The sequence below is a fragment of the Cellulosimicrobium sp. NPDC057862 genome, from assembly GCF_042797035.1.
In the GTDB taxonomy this organism is placed as follows: Bacteria; Actinomycetota; Actinomycetes; order Actinomycetales; family Cellulomonadaceae; genus Cellulosimicrobium.
The window spans coordinates 1-18892 of record NZ_JBHVMH010000023.1; the positions used below are offsets into that span (position 1 = coordinate 1).

The window sequence follows — 18892 nt, forward strand, 5'->3', positions numbered from 1 at the left end:
TCACCGAGAACCGCCAGGTCGTGACCTACACCGCGACCGACATCGACGGCCTGACCGCCAAGGCCTTCGTCAAGGTCCCCGGCCTCACCGACCAGAAGCCCACGCTCCGGCCCGGGACCCAGCTCGAGGTGCTGGCCGGCGAGTCCCTGCCGATCGACATCACGGAGCACGTGCTCGTCGTCGAGGGCAGGACGCCGCGGCTCACGGTCGAGGACAAGGTCACGGCGACCGAGGGCTCGCGCGAGGTGCCCTCCGTGACCGAGATCGTGTACACCCCTGACGCCGACTACACCGGTCCGGCGGCGGTGTCGTTCGAGGTGACCGACGGCTCCGGCCCCGACGACCCCGAGGGCCACACCAACGTGCTGACGATCCCCGTCGCCGTGCTGCCGCCGGAGAACCTGGCGCCGGAGCTCGTGGGCACCCCGACGCTCGATGTCGCGGCGGGCGAGGAGGCGTCGATCGACCTCGCACGCTTCGCCACCGACCCCGACGGCGACCCCCTGACCTTCAAGGCCACCGGCCAGGCCCAGGGCCTGACGGTCACCGTCGAGGGCACCACCCTGCACGCCCAGGCCACCCCCGAGGTCCCCAAGGGCTCGGTCGTCCAGGTCCCGATCACCGTCACCGACGGCGAGCACCCCCCGGTCGAGGGCACCGCCACCCTCACCGTCGTCGCCTCCACCCGGCCCCTCGCCCGCGCCAACCAGGACACCGTCGACGACGCCCACCAGGGCAAGCCGACCACCGTTCCCGTGCTCGCGAACGACTCCAACCCGTTCCCCGACACCCCGCTGAAGCTCGTCGACGCGGTCGTGGAGACCGGCCAGGGCACGCCGAGCGTCGAGGGCGACCAGGTCACCGTGACGCCTCGCGACGACTTCATCGGCGTCATGGTGGTGCGGTACCGGGTGCAGGACGCGACGAAGGACCCCGACCGCGAGGTCGAGGGTCGCATCCAGCTCACGGTGCTCGGCAAGCCGGACGCGCCGGCGACACCGCAGGTCGAGGAGGTCCGCTCGAAGACGGTCGTGCTGTCCTGGGACCCGCCGAACAACAACGGCGCCGAGATCACCGGCTACACCGTGCGCTCCCAGAACGGCTACGAGAAGGCCTGCGGCACCACCACGTGCACGCTCGACGGTCTGACCAACAACGTCGAGTACACCTTCACCGTGTTCGCGACCAACGCCGTCGGCGACGGACCCTCCTCCCCGGCCTCCGCCGTCGCGCGCCCGGACGAGAAGCCCGACCCGCCCGCCGCACCCACCCTCGAGTTCGGCGACCAGTCGCTCACCGTCACGTGGACCAACCAGGCCTACACCGACCGCTCGCCCATCCAGACGGTCGACCTGGAGATCTCGCCGGCGCCACCGGCCGGGGCCGTCCAGAAGACCGCGCTCACCGGCACGTCCGTGACCTGGGACGGGCTGCAGAACGGCGTGGCGTACAAGGTGCGCGTCCGGGCGAACAACCTCGCCCCGGAACCCTCGGACTGGGGCGAGTACTCGGCGGCGGAGACGCCCGCGGGCAAGCCCGCGGCGCCGGGGAAGCCCTCGGCGAAGCGCACCTCGATCGGCGACACGTCGCAGATGCAGGTCTCGTGGGCCGCGCCGGACGACAACGGTGCGGCGATCACCTCCTACACCGTCGAGGCGCTGCGCGGCGGCTCCGTGGCCGGGACCACCACCGCAACCGGAGGCGCGACGTCGGCGACTCTCGGCGTGCCCGCCGACACCACGGGCTACACGTTCCGCGTCAAGGCGCACAACAAGGCCACCGACAAGTTCGGTGACGCGGAGTTCTCGCCGGAGTCCGACCCGGTCCGTGCGTTCGCGACCCCGGGCACGGTGTCGAACCTCAGTGCCGACGCGAACGGGACGAACGGCCAGATCCAGCTCTCGTTCGGCGCGGCGTCCGGCAACGGCGTCCGGGCGGAGGAGATCTCCTACCAGTACGACGCCGGCAGCGGCTGGCAGGCGCTCGGCGGCAACAAGATCGTCGGAGGCCTCGCGAACGGCACGGCGTACACGATCAAGGTGCGCGCGGTCGCGGGAGTCGACGGCGCACGCGAGCCCGGGGCGGCAGCCAGCGCCAACCGGGAGTCGCCGTACGGCCCGATCCCGGCGCCGGACGTGACCATGACCGGCGGCGACCAGAGCATCTCCTACCGCTGGTCCACCTCGGACAACGGCCGCGACTACAGCGTGTCGGTCCGCGGCGCGGTGCAGTCCAGCGCGAAGTCGGGCTCGGGCACCCTGAGCGTGGGGTACTCGGCGACGCGCGAGATCTGCGTGAAGGTCACGCCCACGGAGGGCGCCGCGAAGGAGACCTGCCGGTCCGCGACGTCCGACAAGAAGCCCGAGCCGGTGTTCACGGTCAGCAAGGGCAGCAACCACAAGCTCCCGGACGGGAACTGGCCCGGCTACTGCTCGCACTCCTCGTGCGCCGAGCTGTACCTGACGATCAAGGACGGGCCGCCGAACACGGCGTTCCGCAGCACCTGCTACGCCGGCGGCAACCGGATCGGCTCGGGCAACTACAGCTACGACGCCCAGGGGCGCGCCCTGCGCACGGACGGCAACGGGAACTACTCCGGCGGCCAGCAGTGCGTGTGGGGTGGGCCGGGGACCGCGGTCCGGATCGACACGACCATCGGGAACACGAACTCCATGACCTGGTACTAGCGGCTCGACGACCCCGAGCACGCCTCCAGCACAGCGAACGGAAAGCGACGAATGACCACCATGACCCCCGAGCAGGCCACCTGGTTCGCTCAGACCTTCGACCGCCTCGTCGGCAACGTGGGCCAGGCCGTCCTGGGCAAGGCGCACGTGGTGCGCCTGACGCTGACCTGCATGCTCTCCGAGGGCCACATCCTCCTCGAGGACGCGCCGGGCACCGGCAAGACGTCGCTCGCCCGCGCTCTCGCGGCGAGCGTCCAGGGCACGAACAACCGCATCCAGTTCACTCCCGACCTGCTCCCGTCGGACGTCACCGGTGTGACGATCTACGACCAGAAGACCGGGAAGTTCGAGTTCCACCAGGGCCCGATCTTCGCCTCGATCGTGCTGGCGGACGAGATCAACCGTGCGTCGCCCAAGACGCAGTCCGCGCTCCTCGAGGTCATGGAGGAGGGCCGGGTCACCGTCGACGGCGTGGGCCACGAGGTCGGCCGCCCGTTCATGGTCATCGCGACGCAGAACCCCATCGAGCAGGCGGGCACGTACCGGCTCCCCGAGGCCCAGCTCGACCGCTTCCTCATGAAGGCGTCCATCGGGTACCCGGACCACGCGTCGACGGTCGAGATCCTGTCGGGCGCCGCCGTGCGCGACCGGAGCAAGACGCTCCAGCCGCTCATCACGACCCAGGCCGTGACGGAGATGGCCGAGCTCGGCGCGCGCGTGCACGTCGACGGCGCGGTGCTCGAGTACGTGTCCCGGCTCGCCGAGGAGACGCGCAACGCGCCCGAGGTCCGGGTCGGCGTCTCCGTCCGTGGCTCGCTCGCGCTCGTGCGCTGCGCGAAGGTCTGGGCCGCGGCCCACGGCCGCAACTACGTGCTGCCGGACGACATCAAGGAGCTCGCGCAGCCGGCCTGGGCGCACCGCCTCGTGCTCGACCCGGAGGCCGAGTTCGCGGGCGCCACGAACGAGGCCGTGCTCGGCCGGCTCCTCGCCGACGTCGCGGCCCCGCAGGAGCGACGCTCCGCCTGACCGGACGGGCGACCCTCCCCACGCCGCCCGCCCGCACCGCCGATCGCGCGACCGACTGGCGGACCGTCATCCCCCGTACCGATCGAGAGCTCACCGCATGAACGCCTCACACGGCCCCTCGACCGGCCGCCCGAGCGCCCGCTCCGGCAGCCCGCGCGGCAGGACCGGCACGCCACCCGCGTCGTCGGCTCTCGCCGGCCTGCTCCGACCCCTCGCGGCGCCCCTCGGTCGCGCCGCGGCGCCCGTCGGGCGCGCGCTGGCGCCGGCGGCGCGGGCCGTCGAGCCCGTGACCTCGGCGGTCAGCCCGTTCGGCTGGGCGGCGCTCGTCGTCACCCTCGGGGCGTGGTGGGCCGGGCTGGCCTTCTCGTGGCTCGAGCTCCTGGTGGTGGCGATCCTGCTCACGGTGTCGCTGCTCGCCGCGATCGCGTTCGTGCTGGGCCGCTTCCGCTACGCCGTCGTGCTCGACCTCGCGCAGCAGCGCGTCACGGTCGGCGACCGCGCCGTCGGGCGGCTCGACGTGCGCAACGACTCGGGGCGGCCGCTGCTCCCGTCGGTCATGGAGCTCCCGGTGGGGCAGGGGATGGCGACGTTCCCCGTCCCGCGGCTGCGTCCCCAGGCGAGCCACGAGGAGATCTTCACGGTGCCGACGCACCGGCGCTCGGTGATCTCCGTGGGACCGGTCCGCTCCGTGCGGGCGGACCCGCTCGGCCTGCTGCGCCGCGAGGTCGTCTGGACCGAGCCCGAGGAGCTCTTCGTCCACCCGCGCGTGAAGAACCTCTCGGGCTCGTCCACCGGGTTCCTCAAGGACCTCGAGGGCCGCGTCACGACGGACATCTCCAACTCGGACGTCTCGTTCCACGCGCTGCGCGACTACGTCCCGGGCGACGACCGCCGGCACATCCACTGGAAGACGACGGCCCGCACCGGGCAGCTCATGGTCCGCCAGTTCGAGGAGACGCGCCGGTCGCACCTCGCCGTCCTCCTCTCCACGCGCGCGGAGGACTACGCGCACGACGACGAGTTCGAGCTCGCCGTGAGCGCGTGCGGGTCGCTCGGGCTGCAGGCGATCAAGGAGGACCGTGGGGTCACGGTCCTCGTCAACGACGGCAACCTGCGCGGCGACCACCGCACGCGCCTGCTCGACGACCTCGCGCGCGTCGAGACGCGCGCGCAGCGCACGTCGCTCGTCGACGTCGCCCGCGTCGCGGGCCTGACGATCAGCGACGCGTCGGTCGTGGCCTTCATCGTCGGCAGCAAGGTGACGCCCACCGAGCTGCGGGCGGCGTCCGCCCGGCTTCCCCAGGACGTCCGCGTGATGGCGATCCAGTGCGTCCCCGGGGCCTCGCTCAGCCGGCACGCCATCGCGGAGCTCGTCGTCCTCACCATCGGCGAGCTCGGCGAGCTCCCCCTCGCCCTGCGGAGGCTGAACGACTGATGAGCGCTCCCAGCACCACGACGCGCGGCTCGCGCCGCGCCACCCCGGTCGGCACGCCGGCCCCGTCCTCCGGCACCTCGCAGCGCAACACGACCCGGCTGCGCGGCGCCGACACCCCCCGGGCCCTCACGGCCCTCGGGGCGGTCGACGCGCTCGCGCTCGTCCTCGTCCTCGGCGCGGTCGCGGTCGGGTTCGGGCCCGTGTGGGGCTCGACCGGCTACCTCGTCCCGGCCGCCGGCGGCGCCGTCGTCGGGCTCCTGGTCGCCTGGCTCGGCGCCTGGCGCCGGTGGTCGGCCGCCACGGTCCTCGTGGTCGCGGTCGTCGCCTACCTGCTCCTCGGCGGCGCGCTCGCGCTCCCGGCCGACGCGATCGGGGGGGTCGTCCCGTCGCTCCAGACGATCACCGACCTGCTCCGCGGCGCCGTCACGGGCTGGAAGGAGTTCGTCACCACGGTCCCGCCGCTGCACTCCTTCCCGGAGCTCGCGGTCGTCCCGTACCTCCTCATGCTCGCCACCGCGCTCCTCGTGGGGACGATCGCGTGGCGTGCGCGCCGCGCCGAGTGGGCGCTCGTGCCCGTGGTGGTCGCGTTCGTCGGGGTCATCCTCCTCGGGACGGTCATCGCGGCGTTCCCGGTGGTGCAGGGTCTCGTCGTCGGCGGCGTGGGCCTGCTGTGGGCCGGGTGGCGGGTCACCGCCTCCCGGCTCGGCGCGCACCAGATCACGACCGAGGCGAGCAAGGCCGCGACGCGACGGCTCTGGTGGCACCGCGTGCGGACGGGCGCCGCGATGCTCGTCGTCGGCGGCGTCGCGGCGGCGTTCGCCGCGCCCGTGCTGCTCCCGGACGAGCCGCGCACCGTGCTGCGCGAGACGGTCGTGCCGCCGCTCGACCTGCACGAGTACGTGAGCCCGCTCACGGCGTTCCGCAAGTACGCCAAGGACATGCGCGAGGACGAGCTGTTCACCGTCCAGGGGCTCCCGGCGGGCGCCAAGGTCCGCCTCGCCGGGCTCGACACGTACAACGGCGTCGTCTACGACGTCTCCAGCGGGTTGCCCGGCTCGGGCGTCTACACGCGCGCGGGCGAGGAGATCGCCACGGTCGCGTCCGGGACGCCGACGCGCGTCGACGTCCAGGTCGGCGACTACACCGGCGTGTGGGTGCCCGACGTCGGCACGCTCGAGGGCATCACCTACGCGGGCGACCGCGCGCGCGAGCTCGGCGAGACGACGTACTACAACTCGACCACGGGCACCGCGCTGACGACCGCCGGGCTGCGCCCCGGCGACTCGTACACGCTCGACACGCTCGTCACGGTCGAGCCCACCGAGGACGACCTGCGGGCGAGCGCGATCGACCAGTCGATCGAGGTCCCGACCCCGCCGAAGGACGCGCTGCCCGCGGCGCTGGCAGGCAAGGCCGCCCAGTTCATGGGGGAGGAGACCGAGCCCGTCGACCAGCTCTTCGCGCTCCGCGACGGCCTCGTGGCGAGCGGTGTCTTCTCGAGCGGGCTCGACACCCAGCCGCCGTCGCGTCCCGGCCACTCGGCGGAGCGCATCGACACGCTCCTCGCGGACGAGGAGATGGTGGGCGACGACGAGCAGTTCGCCGTCGCGCTCGCCCTCATGGCGAACCAGGCCGGCATCCCGGCGCGCGTCGTCATGGGCTTCTACCCCGACCTGGAGAAGAACCCGCTCGAGCCGGGCGAGCCGTTCACGGCGACCGGGACCGACGTGCACGCCTGGGCCGAGGTGCCGTTCGTCGGCTACGGGTGGGTGCCGATCACGGCGATCCCCGACGAGGACAACAAGATCCAGCCGGAGCCCAAGAGCCTCCAGGTCCCCAAGCCCCCGATCCTCGAGGACCCGGAGCCGCCGGAGGAGCCTGCCGAGGCCGAGGCGGGGAAGGTCGACGACGAGGAGAAGGAGAAGGCCGAGAGCGACGGCTTCGACTGGGGCCAGGCGGCCCTCGTCGCGGTCGCCGTGGTCGTGCCCCTGGCGCTCCTCGCCCTGCCCGTGATCCTCGTGCTCGCCTACAAGGCGCGCCGTCGGGCCCGACGGCGCGCGGCGGCACGTCCGGTGGACCGCGTGAGCGGCGGCTGGCGCGAGGTCCTCGACACCGCGACGGACCTCGGGACGCCCGTCCCCGCGGGCTCCACGCGGCGCGAGGGCGCGGGCCTCCTCTCCCAGGCCTACGGCGCGACGGCGACGATCCCGCTCGCGCACCGGGCCGACGCGACCGTCTTCGGCGAGGGCGAGCCGACGGAGCAGGAGATCGACGCCTTCTGGGCGGACGTGGACACCGTCGTCGGGGGGCTACGCTCCTCCGTGAACCGTCGCGCTCGCGTCCGTGCCGCACTCTCGTTGCGGTCCGTGCGCGCGGCCTCCGGTTCCTCGGGTCTGCGCCGGTGGCTGCCCGGCCGCCGCGCCGGCACGAAGGGTGGCGCCGTGCCCCCGGCGGCAGGGTCGTCGTCGGAGCCGACGAGACGACAGGGAGACGAGTCATGAGCGACGTGACGTGCGCCGCCTGCGGGTCCGCGCAGTCCTCGGGGTCCGCGTTCTGCGCGGTGTGCGGGCAGCCCTTCCCGCGGACGGGGCGCCCGGTCGCCGAGCCGGCGACGGGACCGGTCGGCTCCGTCCAGGCCGTCGCCGCGCGCGCGGGGACGGACCTGCCGTACGCGGCTGCGCCGCACTCGGCACCGGACACCACGACGGAGCCCGAGGTCTACGCCGCGACCCAGAAGTCGTTCGGCCCAGCCGTCGTCGCGCCGTCGTCCTCGCTCGCGACCGCCCCGTTCGCCGGGCGGGGCCGTCGCTTCCTGGCCTACGTGGTCGACGTCGCCGTCCCCAGTCTCGTCGCGCTGGTGGTCGTGGTCGCGGGTCTCGCGATCGTCGGGGCTCCGCTCGGCAGCGTCCAGGTCGTGACGCAGGACGAGGCCGCCACGCTGATCGGGAAGATGATCGTCGTCTACGTGCTGGCCGGGGTCCTGGCCCTCGCGTGGTGGGTCGGCGTCTGGTTCTGGGAGGGCTCGACGGGGAAGACGCTCGGCAACCTCCTCACGGGCATCCGCACGGTCGACGCGGGGACGCGCGAGCCGATCGGCTTCGGCCGGGCCGCGCTGCGCTGGATCATCGTCGGCGTCGTGCCGGCGGGCGGGATCCTCGTGGTCCTGCTCAGCCCGGGCTTCGACTCCTCCGGCCGGTCGCAGGGATGGCACGACAAGGCCGGCCGCTCCGTCGTCCTCGACGTGCGCGGCGTCGCGCCCGCGTCCTCGCCGGCCGCCGGCCACGAGGGGGTCGCCTCGCTCGTGAGCGGTGCGCCCGCGGGCACCGGGTACGGCACGACCGGGGGGTACGCACCGGCGCCTCAGCCCGGCTACGCCCCCGCACCGGCCGCCGGGTACGCGCCATACCCGCCCGCCCCGCTCGGCGGCCAGGGCGCCGCGACGCCCGCCGCGCCCGCCGCCCCGGGCGCGTTCGCCCCGCCGCAGGCCGCCGCTCCCGTCCCGGACCCCTGGGCGTTCCCGTCGCCCGCGTCGCCCGCAGGCGACGGCCTGATCACCGGCGTCCCCGGCGTCGGGGGAGGCCCCGCGCCCGTCGTCGCCCCTGCGCCGTCGGCCCCCGCCGCGCCCGCGCAGCCCACGCCGGCGGCGCCGCCCGCGCCCGCCGCGAGGCCCGCCGCCACCGCACCGGCACCCGCACCCGAGCCCGCCGAGGCGGAGTGGGACAGCACGCGCATGACGGCGCGGGACGTCCGCGCCATGGACCCCGCGCCCGACGTGTCGGTCGTCATCGAGCTCGAGTCGGGAGAGCGTCGCGCCGTCGACCGTCCGACGCTGCTCGGCCGCAACCCGCAGGCGCCCGACGACGGGCCGTGGAACCTCGTCGCGGTGGAGGACCCCACGCGGTCCGTGTCCAAGACCCACGCCGAGCTCCGGGCGGACCCGAGCGGCCTGTGGCTCACGGACCGGGGCTCCACCAACGGCACCGTCGTCTCGGTGCCGGGTGCCCCGCCGCGCGTCGCCGAGCCCGGGACCCGCGTGCGCGTCCCCGTCGGCGCGACGATCCACGTGGGCGACCGCCGCATCGTCGTCCACCCCGGTGCCGCATGACGGCCGAGCTGCCGGCCGAGGTCCACCTGGCCTGGGGCGCGGCCTCGCACCGCGGCGCCCGTCGGCTCCTCAACGAGGACCGGTTCCTCGTCTCGCGCTCCGTCTTCTTCGTCGCCGACGGCATGGGCGGCCACGAGGCGGGCGAGGTCGCGAGCGCGACGGCCGTCGAGGCGCTCCGGCCCCTGGCCGACCTCGACGTCGTCACGCCGGACGAGGTCCGCGAGCGGATCGCGGTCGCGCAGGAGAACGTGCAGGCCATCGTCACCGAGCCCGGCCGGGGGGCGGGCACCACCATCACCGGTGTGGTGGTCTCGGAGCAGGACGGGAACCCGTACTGGCTCGTCGTCAACGTGGGCGACTCGCGGACCTACCACCTCGCCGGCGGGTACCTCGAGCAGGTGAGCGTCGACCACTCGGAGGTCCAGGAGATGGTCGACGCCGGGCTGCTGACGCCCGCGGAGGCGCTCACCCACCCGCGTCGGCACGTCGTGACGCGCGCGCTCGGCTCGCGCAACGCTCCGCAGGTGGACTTCTGGTACCTGCCGATCGAGCGGCACGACCGCGTCCTCGTCTGCTCGGACGGGCTGACGGGCGAGCTCACGGACGAGCGGATCGCGGAGGTCCTGCTCTCCTCGCCCGACCCGCAGGCCGCCGCCGAGCGCCTGGTCCACGAGGCCATCGCGGCCGGCGGCCGGGATAACATCACAGTCGTCGTCGTCGACGCGACGGGCGTGTCCGACGACACGAGCGGCGGGAGCACGACACCGCGTGACCAGGCCGCAGCGCCGGGTCCGGTCGTCGACGAGGACACGCTGCCCAGGGATGTTCGTCTGCAGATCGGGGGTCAGACGTGACGCTGCGCTACGTCACGGGAACCGCACGCGCCGTGGTGCGAGGCGGCACGGTCGTCGTGCTGCCCGGTCCGGTGGAGGCCTCGCTCGTCGAGCAGGTCTGGGACCAGCTCGGCACCGACGCGGGGGTCGTCGAGGTCCTCCAGGTCCTCACCGGCGCCTTCGGCTCGAGCCTGCGGACGGTGCCGCCGTTCGTGGTGGCGGTGGTCGCGGACCGTCGCGTCCACGTCGCCGCGCGCGGCCGGGTCACGGTGACGCTCGAGCTCGACGGCGGCGAGCGCGTGCGGGTCGAGGGCGAGGGCGTCACGACCTGGTCCGAGCGCGTCCTGGACGACGTCGTCGAGCTCCTCGTCCGCGCTGACACCGGTGTCGTCGGCGCCCTCGACGAGGCGCCTGCGGGCGGGCCCCTGCTCGGGAGCACGGCCTCGCTCCCGCTGGTCTCCGGCGTCGTCCTCGCGGGCGCCGTCGCGTGGCCCCTCGCCGAGCGCCCCGCCCCGCCCGTCGTCGAGGACCTCCTGGACGACGACGCACCCGCCGTCGACCTCGCGCCGACGGACCGACCCTCCTGGGGCACGACCGTCGAGCCGGTCGCCGAGGAGGCCGCGCCCGCCGTGGTGACCGCGGCCCCGCTCGGCGCGACGCTCCGCCTCCCGGAGGAGACCATCGCGCCCGAGCCGGAGTCCGGCGCCCAGGTACCTCCCGTGGTCGCGGACGAGCCCGCGGCGACGACGGAGGAGCCCGCACCGGCCGCGTCGCCGGAGGCGGACGCCGACGACGACTACGCCCACCTGTGGGGGTCGACCATCCTGCGGACGGTCGAGGACGCGGCCGTGCGCACGGAGGACGACGAGGAGCACGACGAGCCCGCGCCGTCGAGCCCCGTGACGCCGCCCGTCCCCCCGGCCCCCGGCGCGGGAGAACCGCTCCAGCCGCCGCCGGCCCCGATCGCTGACGGGCTCATCGCGGGCGTCCCGCGGGAGTGGACGGGCGCGACGCCCGCCGCGGCGCACCGTGCTGCGACCGTCGTCGACCCCGACGGCGAGCCCACCGAGCCCGAGGGTGAGCCCGCTCCCGGGCTCGACCACGACGGCCACACGGTGCACTCGTCCGCCATCGCCGACCTGCGCGCGGCCGCGCAGGACGCCGGTGCCGCCCCTCCGGTGCCACCTCCGCCGTCGTTCAGCGCTCCGCCCGGGCCCGGCCAGCAGCAGATCCTCGCGCGCACGTGCGCCCAGGGGCACGCGAACCCGCCGTCGCGGGACGCGTGCGCCCTCTGCGGCGGTCCCCTCGAGGGCGACGCCGAGCTCGCGATCCGTCCGCCGCTCGGGCGGGTCCTCGTCTCGACGGGGCAGACGGTCGAGCTCGACCGTCCCGTCGTCGTGGGCCGGCGTCCGCGCACGCCCCGGTCGCAGGCGGCCGACCTGCCCCGTCTGGTGACGGTGCCCAGCCCGCAGCAGGACATCTCGCGCTCGCACCTCGAGATCACGCTCGAGGGGTGGCACGTGCTCGTGAGCGACATGGCGACGACCAACGGGACGACGCTCCTGCGCGCGGGTCAGCCGCCGCGGCGCCTGCACCCGTCGGAGCCGGTCCTGGTCGTCGACGGGGACGTCGCCGACCTCGGTGACGGCGTGACCCTCGTCTTCGAGGGGATCCGGTGAGCACCAAGCGCGCGCCGTCCCCACCGCCGGAGATCACGGGCTTCGAGTACGTCTCGCTGGTCGGCTCGGGCGGGTTCTCCGACGTCTTCCTCTACCAGCAGCAGCGCCCGCGCCGACGGGTCGCGGTCAAGGTCCTGCTGCACGAGTGGTCCAGCCACTCGCAGCGGGCGGCGTTCGACGCCGAGGCCGACCTCATGGCGACTCTCTCGACGCACCCGTCGATCGTCACGATGTACGAGGCGGACATCGCCGACGACGGTCGCCCGTACCTCGCCATGGAGTACTGCTCGCGCCCCAACCTGGGCGCGCGGTACCGCACCGAGCGGCTCTCGGTCGCCGAGGCGCTGCGCACCGCGGTCCAGATCGCCGGTGCCGTGGAGACGGCGCACCGCGCGGGGATCCTGCACCGCGACATCAAGCCCGCGAACATCCTCGTGACCGAGTACGGCCACCCGGCGCTCACGGACTTCGGCATCTCCTCGACGGTCGACGACGCCGCGCGCGCGGAGGGCATGTCGATCCCGTGGTCCCCGCCCGAGTCGTTCGCCGAGCCGCCGCGCAGCGGCATCGCGACGGACGTGTGGGCCCTCGCCGCGACGACGTACACGCTGCTCGCGGGCCGGACCCCGTTCGAGGTGCCCGGCGGCTCGAACTCGAGCGCCAACCTCATCTCGCGCATCGAGACCTCGCCGCTGCCCCCGACGGGCCGCACGGACGTGCCGGCCTCGCTCGAGCGCGTGCTCGCGACCGCGATGGCGAAGAACCCCGGGTCGCGCTACCCGACGGTCCTCGCGTTCGCGCGCGCCCTCCAGCAGGTGCAGAACGAGCTGTCGTACGCGGTCACCCCGATCGACCTGCTCGACGACACGGGGCACGTGCAGGAGGAGGAGCCGGACGACGACGCCGGGACCCGCCTGCGCCAGGTCGTGTCGATCGACCCGTCGGGGTCGGGCGGGACGTCGTCGGGTCCCGTCGCCCCGAGCCGGCCGACCCAGCCCACGACGCCGCTGCGGCCCGGTCAGCCGGGAGCCCCGTGGCCGGGCCAGACCGTGGCGCCCGGACCGGCAGCCCCGCAGCAGCAGCCGGGACCGCGCGCCCCGCAGCAGCCCTACGTGCCCGCGGCCTGGAACCAGGGCGCGCCCGCGCACACCGCGGGCACCACGCCGACGTCCGCCGTCGGCCCGGGCGGGCACGCGCCCGTCGCGGAGCTCACCGACCCGCGGATGTACCCCGGCGCCCGGCGGCCGGGTACCTGGGGCCAGCCGCCGGTCGAGGACACGGTCCACCGGCCCACCGGGCCGGAGGACGGCGGACCGGCCGCCGCGCCGGCGGAGGAACGGTCCGGTCGTGGCGCGCTGTGGGCGACGCTCGCCGGCGTCGTCGGGGTCGCGGTCGCGGTCGGCGGGTTCTTCCTGCTGCGTCCGGACGCCACCGCGGACGACACGACCCCCGACGGGGGCGGGGAGGAGACGGCCGCCACGGACGACGACTTCGTGCCGTCCGACAACCTGGGCGACCTCGTCCCGCCGGTCAACGACCTCGTGGGCACGTACGACCCGGCGCGCGAGGTCGCGACGTTCACCTGGGCCTACGACTCGGACAAGGCCCAGGAGGGCGACATGTTCGCCTGGAAGAAGCTCGACCCGATCGAGGACTCGCCGTACAAGGACGCGTTCGACGAGACGACCGTCGAGCTGCGGGCCAAGCCGGGCGAGCAGGTCTGCATCGAGGTCATCGTGGACCGTGACGGCAAGTTCTCCGCGGCGCCCCAGAAGGCCTGCGTGACGGGGGAGGCGGCGTGAGCGAGCTCGCGGTCGAGTTCTGCGGGGAGTGGTTCCGCCCGTCCGTGGACGGGGACCCGTTCGACATCGGGCGGGACGGCGACCTCGCGATCGAGGACAACCCGTACCTGCACCGCCGCTTCCTGCGCATCTCGCACGAGGGCGGCATCTGGTGGCTCTCGAACGTCGGGTCGCTCATCTCCGCGACGGTGTGCGACTCGGGCGGCGGGGTCCAGTCCTGGCTCTCGCCGGGCAACCGCCTTCCGATCGTCTTCCCGACGACGTCGATCGTGTTCACCGCCGGGCCGACGACGTACGAGCTCACCGCGCAGCTCCGCGGGGCGCCGTACCAGGAGATCCGCTCCGAGGACACGGAGTCGGGCGGCGCGACGACCATCGGCATGATCACCTTCACGACGAGCCAGAAGCAGCTCATCGTGGCGCTGGCCGAGCCGATGCTGCGCCGCGACGGCACGGGCCTGTCCGAGATCCCGTCGTCGGCCGCGGCCGCGGCGCGGCTGGGCTGGGCGACGACGCGCTTCAACCGCAAGCTCGACAACGTGTGCGACAAGCTCGACCGGATCGGCGTCAAGGGCCTGCGCGGCGGCCCCGGCGCGCTCGCGACGAACCGTCGCGCGCGCCTCGTCGAGTACGCGGTCGCGTCGCGCCTCGTGACCTCTGCCGACCTGCCCCTGCTCGACCTCACCGACGACGGCTGACGGCGTCGGCCGCGACGGGCGCGCTCGACGCGTGCCCCGACCGGTCGCGCCCTGCGCACCGTCGCCGGACCGTCGGAGCCCCGGCCTGCCCGTCCCTCTCCCCGGACCTGAACAGGAACCTTCGTGCGAATCAAGCTCACGCTGCACCGCCCCGACGCCAGCACGACCAACGTCGCCGTCACGGCCGACGCGACGGCCACCGTGCGCGACGTCGCCGAGGCGCTGTTCGCGGGCGACCCCACCCGGTCGGGCACGGCGGTCCCGGACCGGCTCACGCTGCAGGTCGGCACCGCGCCGTCGGGGTCGGGCCAGGGGCGTGTGCTCTCCCCGACGAGCGACCTCACGGAGGCCGGGCTGCGGTCCGGGTCCACGGTGTCGATCGTGCGTGTCTCCGAGCAGTTCGACGCTCCCGGGCAGGACCGCGGCGCGGCCGTCGCCGTCCTGCGCGTGCTCGAGGGGCCGGACGCGGGCCGCGAGTTCCCGCTGCCCGTCGGGACGAGCTACCTCGGCCGCGACCGCAACATGGACATCCGGCTGAGCGACCCGCAGATCTCCAAGCGGCACGCCCGCCTCACGGTCGGCGAGACGATCGAGATCACCGACACGAACTCGGCGAACGGCCTCGTCATGGGCGGCCAGCGCATGATGCGCTCGACGCTCACGTCGTCGGACACGGTGACGATCGGCAGCACGGTCGTGTCCGTCGTCGCGCTGCACCGCACGACGAGCCTCGCGCCGACGAGCCCGGTCGTGGAGTTCAACCGCTCCCCGCGCGTCGTCGCCCGCTTCCCCGAGCGCAAGCTCAAGGCGCCCAAGCCGCCGCAGCCGCCCGAGCCGCAGCGCTTCCCCTACCTGGCGATGGTCGCGCCGCTGCTCATGGGCGCGATCCTCTACTCGGTCACGAAGAACGTCCTGTCGATCGTCTTCGTCGGGCTGAGCCCGATCCTCATGCTCGGCAACTACCTCGACCAGAAGGTCCAGGCCAAGCGCAAGCTCAAGGCGCAGCGCGAGCAGTTCGAGGCGGGGGTCGTCGCGATGCGCGAGACGATCGACCGCACGCACGCCGTCGAGCGAGCGGTGCGCCTCTCGGAGGCCCCGTCCGTGGGCGACACGGTCGACGCGGTCCGGCGGCTCGGTGGCCTGATGTGGACGCACCGCCCGGAGCACGACGCGTTCCTCTCCGTCCGCATCGGGCTCGGCGCTGCGCCGTCGCGCACCCAGCTCGACCAGCCGGGCGAGAACAACACGCTGCCGGAGTACTGGAACGAGCTGGAGAAGCTGCACGCCCAGTGCGCGACCATCTCCGGCGTCCCGGTCGTCGCGCGCCTGCGCACGGACGGCGCGCTCGGCGTCGCCGGTGCGGGAGCCGCGGTCGACGCCGTCGCGCGCGGGATCCTCGTCCAGCTCGCGGGCCTGCACTCGCCGTCGGAGCTCGTGCTCGCGGCCGTGACGTCGCAGCGCTCGCGCGCCGACTGGGAGTGGCTCGAGTGGCTGCCGCACACCGGCTCGCCGCACAGCCCGCTGGGCGGCGACCACCTGGCCGACAACCCCGGCGCCGCGCAGGCGCTCCTGTCGCAGCTCGAGGACCTCGTCGAGGCGCGCGGGGCCGACCTCGACACGCACGCCGAGCTGCGCGGGCCGATCGACCCCGAGGAGGGCGAGGACACGCCCAAGCCGGTGCTGCCGACGGTCGTGGTGCTCGTCGAGGACGACGCCCCGGTGGACCGCTCGCGCCTGACGCGCCTCGTGGAGCGCGGCGCGGACGCCGGCGTGCACGTCGTCTGGGTCGCACCCTCGGTCGAGCAGCTCCCGGCCGCGTGCCGCACGTTCGTCCTCGTGGACACCATCGACACCGCGGGCGCAGGCGCCCCCGGAGCCACCGCGGGCGCCACGAGCGGCGAGGTCCGGGTGGGCCGGCTGTCGTTCCCGGTGGCGTGCGAGACGGTGGACCTCGCGACCGCCCACGAGGTCGCGCGCATCCTCGCCCCCGTGGTCGACGTCGGCGCGCCCGTCGACGACGACTCCGACCTGCCGCGCTCGGTCTCCTACCTCACGCTCGCCGGCACCGCGCTGGCCGAGGATCCGGGCCGCCTCATCGACGCGTGGCGCGAGAACGGCTCCCTGACGCCGCGCGACGGCTCGCCGCCCGTGCGCCGCAAGGCGCCGACGAACCTGCGCGGGCTGGTCGGGCACTCGGGCACCGAGCCGCTCTACCTCGACCTGCGCACGCAGGGCCCGCACGCGCTCGTGGGCGGGACGACGGGCGCGGGCAAGTCCGAGTTCCTCCAGTCGTGGGTGCTCGGCATGGCCGCCGCCCACAGCCCGGACCGCGTGACGTTCCTCTTCGTCGACTACAAGGGCGGCGCCGCGTTCGCCGACTGCGTCAACCTGCCGCACACCGTCGGCCTCGTCACGGACCTGTCGCCCCACCTCGTGCGTCGCGCGCTCACGTCGCTGCGCGCCGAGCTGCGCTACCGCGAGCACCTGCTCAACCGGAAGAAGGCCAAGGACCTGGCCTCGCTGGAGCGGACCGGCGACCCCGACGCACCGCCGAGCCTGCTCATCGTGGTCGACGAGTTCGCGGCCCTGGTCAACGAGGTCCCGGAGTTCGTCGACGGCGTCGTGGACGTCGCCCAGCGCGGCCGGTCGCTCGGCCTGCACCTCATCCTCGCGACCCAGCGGCCCGCGGGCGTCATCAAGGACAACCTGCGTGCGAACACGAACCTGCGCGTCGCGCTGCGCATGGCGGACGAGGACGACTCGACGGACATCCTCGGCATCCCGATGGCCGCGCACTTCGACCCGTCGATCCCCGGCCGTGGCGCGGTGAAGACCGGTCCTGGCCGCATCACGCCGTTCCAGACCGGCTACGCGGGCGGCTGGACGACGGCGGAGCCCGAGCGGTCGCGCATCGACATCCAGGAGATGGCGTTCGGCTCCGACATCCGCTGGGAGCTGCCGGAGCCCGAGGTCGCGGAGGTCACCGACCCCGGCCCCAACGACATCGCGCGCGTCGTCACGACGATCTCGCGGGCCGCGACGGAGGCCGCGGTCCCGGTGCCGCGCAAGCCGTGGCTCGCCGAGCTCGCCCCGACGTACGACCTCGCGCGCCTGCCCAACCCGCGCACGGACACGATGCTGCTCCTCGGCGTCGAGGACGACCCGACGACCCAGGCGCAGCCCACCGTCTTCTACGAGCCCGACCGCGACGGCAACATGGCGATCTACGGCACCGGTGGCTCGGGCAAGAGCGCGACCCTGCGCACCATCGCGGTGTCGGCGGCCATCACGGCGCGCGGCGGCCCGGTACAGGTCTACGCGATCGACGCCGGCGCGAGCGGCCTGCGGATGCTCGAGGACCTGCCGCACGTCGGCGCGGTCATCTCGGGCGACGACGAGGAACGCGTCCAGCGCGTGCTGCGCACGCTGCGCGACCTCGTCGACGAGCGCTCCGCCCGCTACGCCGCGGTCCGCGCCGGCAGCCTCGACGAGTACCGGCGCCTCGCGAACGCGCCCGCCGAGCCGCGCATCCTGCTGCTGGTCGACGGCATCGGCGCGTTCCGCGAGTCGTACGAGTTCCGGCCCGCGCACGCGTTCCCCGTGTGGGGCGCGTTCACCGCGATCGCGACGGACGGGCGCCAGGTCGGCGTGCACGTCGTCGTCGCGGGCGACCGCGCGGCGTCGGTCCCGACGTCGCTGGGGTCGACGATCCAGAAGCGGCTCGTGCTGCGCCTCGCGAGCGAGGACGACTACCTGACGCTCGGCGTCCCCAAGGACGTCCTGTCGCTCACGTCCCCGCCCGGACGCGGCGTGCTCGACGAGAACGAGGTCCAGATCGCGGTGCTGGGCGGCGACCCGAACGTCGCGCTCCAGGCGCGCGAGCTGGGCAAGCTGCGCGACGCGATGACGCGCCTCGGCATCCAGCAGGCGCCGGGCGTCGAGCGGCTCCCGGACAGCTTCGCGCTGGACGCGCTGCCCGAGGTCACAGGTGGTCGGCCGACGATCGGCCTCGACGACCTCGACATCGCCCCGGTCGCGCTGCCGGCCCGGGGGACGTTCATGCTCTCGGGCCCGCCCGGGGGTGGTCGCACGACGGCGCTCGTCACCATCGCCCAGGCCGTGCGCCGGGCGCGCGCGGGCCGGGTCGTGTACCTCTCGCCGCGCCGCACGAGCATCTCGGCGCTCGACGCCTGGGACACGGCGGCGACGTCGCCCGAGGAGGTCGTGACGCTCCTCGAGTCGCTCACGCAGGCGCTCGACGGGGGTTCGCTGCGCCCGGGGACGCTCACGGTGCTCGTCGAGTCGGTGACGGAGTTCACGGGGACGCCGGCGGAGCAGCCGCTCGTGGCGTTCGTGCGGGCCGCCACGCGTGCCGAGCAGCTCGTCGTGGGCGAGGCCGAGTCGTCGACCTGGGGGCAGGCGTGGGCGATCGCTCAGCCGTTCAAGGCCGGTCGCAGCGGCCTGCTCCTCACCCCCGGCGACCTCGACGGCGACACCTTGCTCGGGACCGGCCTCGGCCGGATCCGCCGCGCGGACTTCCCGCCGGGACGCGGCTTCCTCGTGGTCTCCGGGAGGGCGCGCAAGCTGCACGTCGCGCTCCCGCGGTAGCGACGTGACGCCCGCGGGG

General features: G+C 74.5%; 10 protein-coding genes. All 10 read left to right on the top strand.

All coding sequences use genetic code 11. From position 1 onward, the window contains the following. A partial coding sequence (locus ACFVN3_RS18930) for a fibronectin type III domain-containing protein (RefSeq protein WP_378234535.1) occupies positions 1-2687 on the top strand: 2687 nt, incomplete at its 5' end. Between the two features lie 51 nt (positions 2688-2738). Beyond that, positions 2739-3713, top strand: coding sequence for a MoxR family ATPase (locus ACFVN3_RS18935; RefSeq protein WP_157759590.1), 975 nt, complete (start codon positions 2739-2741; stop codon positions 3711-3713). Between the two features lie 97 nt (positions 3714-3810). Next, on the top strand, positions 3811-5148 hold the full coding sequence (locus ACFVN3_RS18940) for a DUF58 domain-containing protein (RefSeq protein WP_378234536.1): 1338 nt from the start codon (positions 3811-3813) through the stop codon (positions 5146-5148). Beyond that, entirely contained in the window at positions 5148-7649 is a 2502-nt protein-coding gene (locus ACFVN3_RS18945) for a transglutaminase family protein (RefSeq protein ID WP_378234537.1), read from the top strand. Before ACFVN3_RS18940 ends, ACFVN3_RS18945 begins: the two co-directional genes overlap by 1 nt. Next, positions 7646-9253, top strand: a complete 1608-nt coding sequence (locus ACFVN3_RS18950; protein WP_378234538.1) for an RDD family protein — start codon at positions 7646-7648, stop codon at positions 9251-9253. The genes ACFVN3_RS18945 and ACFVN3_RS18950 overlap by 4 nt, the downstream gene beginning before the upstream one ends. After that, positions 9250-10107, top strand: coding sequence for a PP2C family protein-serine/threonine phosphatase (locus ACFVN3_RS18955; protein WP_378234539.1), 858 nt, complete (start codon positions 9250-9252; stop codon positions 10105-10107). The genes ACFVN3_RS18950 and ACFVN3_RS18955 overlap by 4 nt, the downstream gene beginning before the upstream one ends. Further along, entirely contained in the window at positions 10104-11765 is a 1662-nt protein-coding gene (locus ACFVN3_RS18960; RefSeq protein WP_378234540.1) for an FHA domain-containing protein, read from the top strand. The genes ACFVN3_RS18955 and ACFVN3_RS18960 overlap by 4 nt, the downstream gene beginning before the upstream one ends. Beyond that, positions 11762-13567 carry a protein kinase gene (locus tag ACFVN3_RS18965; RefSeq protein ID WP_378234541.1) on the top strand — a complete coding sequence of 602 codons (1806 nt, stop codon included), beginning with the start codon at positions 11762-11764 and terminating at the stop codon, positions 13565-13567. Before ACFVN3_RS18960 ends, ACFVN3_RS18965 begins: the two co-directional genes overlap by 4 nt. Beyond that, the gene (locus ACFVN3_RS18970; protein ID WP_378234542.1) at positions 13564-14265 is read left to right on the top strand and encodes a hypothetical protein; all 702 of its coding nucleotides are present in this window, start codon (positions 13564-13566) and stop codon (positions 14263-14265) included. Before ACFVN3_RS18965 ends, ACFVN3_RS18970 begins: the two co-directional genes overlap by 4 nt. Before the next feature lie 123 nt (positions 14266-14388). Then, a complete protein-coding gene (locus ACFVN3_RS18975; RefSeq protein ID WP_378234543.1) occupies positions 14389-18873 on the top strand; it encodes an FtsK/SpoIIIE domain-containing protein in 4485 nt (1494 codons plus the stop codon). Positions 18874-18892: the final 19 nt, after the last annotated feature.

Excerpts from the sequence above, each read along its gene's own strand:
- ACFVN3_RS18935 (WP_157759590.1), top strand. The coding sequence starts at position 2,739 with ATGACCACCATGACCCCCGAGCAGGCCACCTGGTTCGCTCAGACCTTC.
- ACFVN3_RS18940 (WP_378234536.1), top strand. The coding sequence starts at position 3,811 with ATGAACGCCTCACACGGCCCCTCGACCGGCCGCCCGAGCGCCCGCTCC.
- ACFVN3_RS18945 (WP_378234537.1), top strand. The coding sequence starts at position 5,148 with ATGAGCGCTCCCAGCACCACGACGCGCGGCTCGCGCCGCGCCACCCCG.
- ACFVN3_RS18950 (WP_378234538.1), top strand. The coding sequence starts at position 7,646 with ATGAGCGACGTGACGTGCGCCGCCTGCGGGTCCGCGCAGTCCTCGGGG.
- ACFVN3_RS18955 (WP_378234539.1), top strand. The coding sequence starts at position 9,250 with ATGACGGCCGAGCTGCCGGCCGAGGTCCACCTGGCCTGGGGCGCGGCC.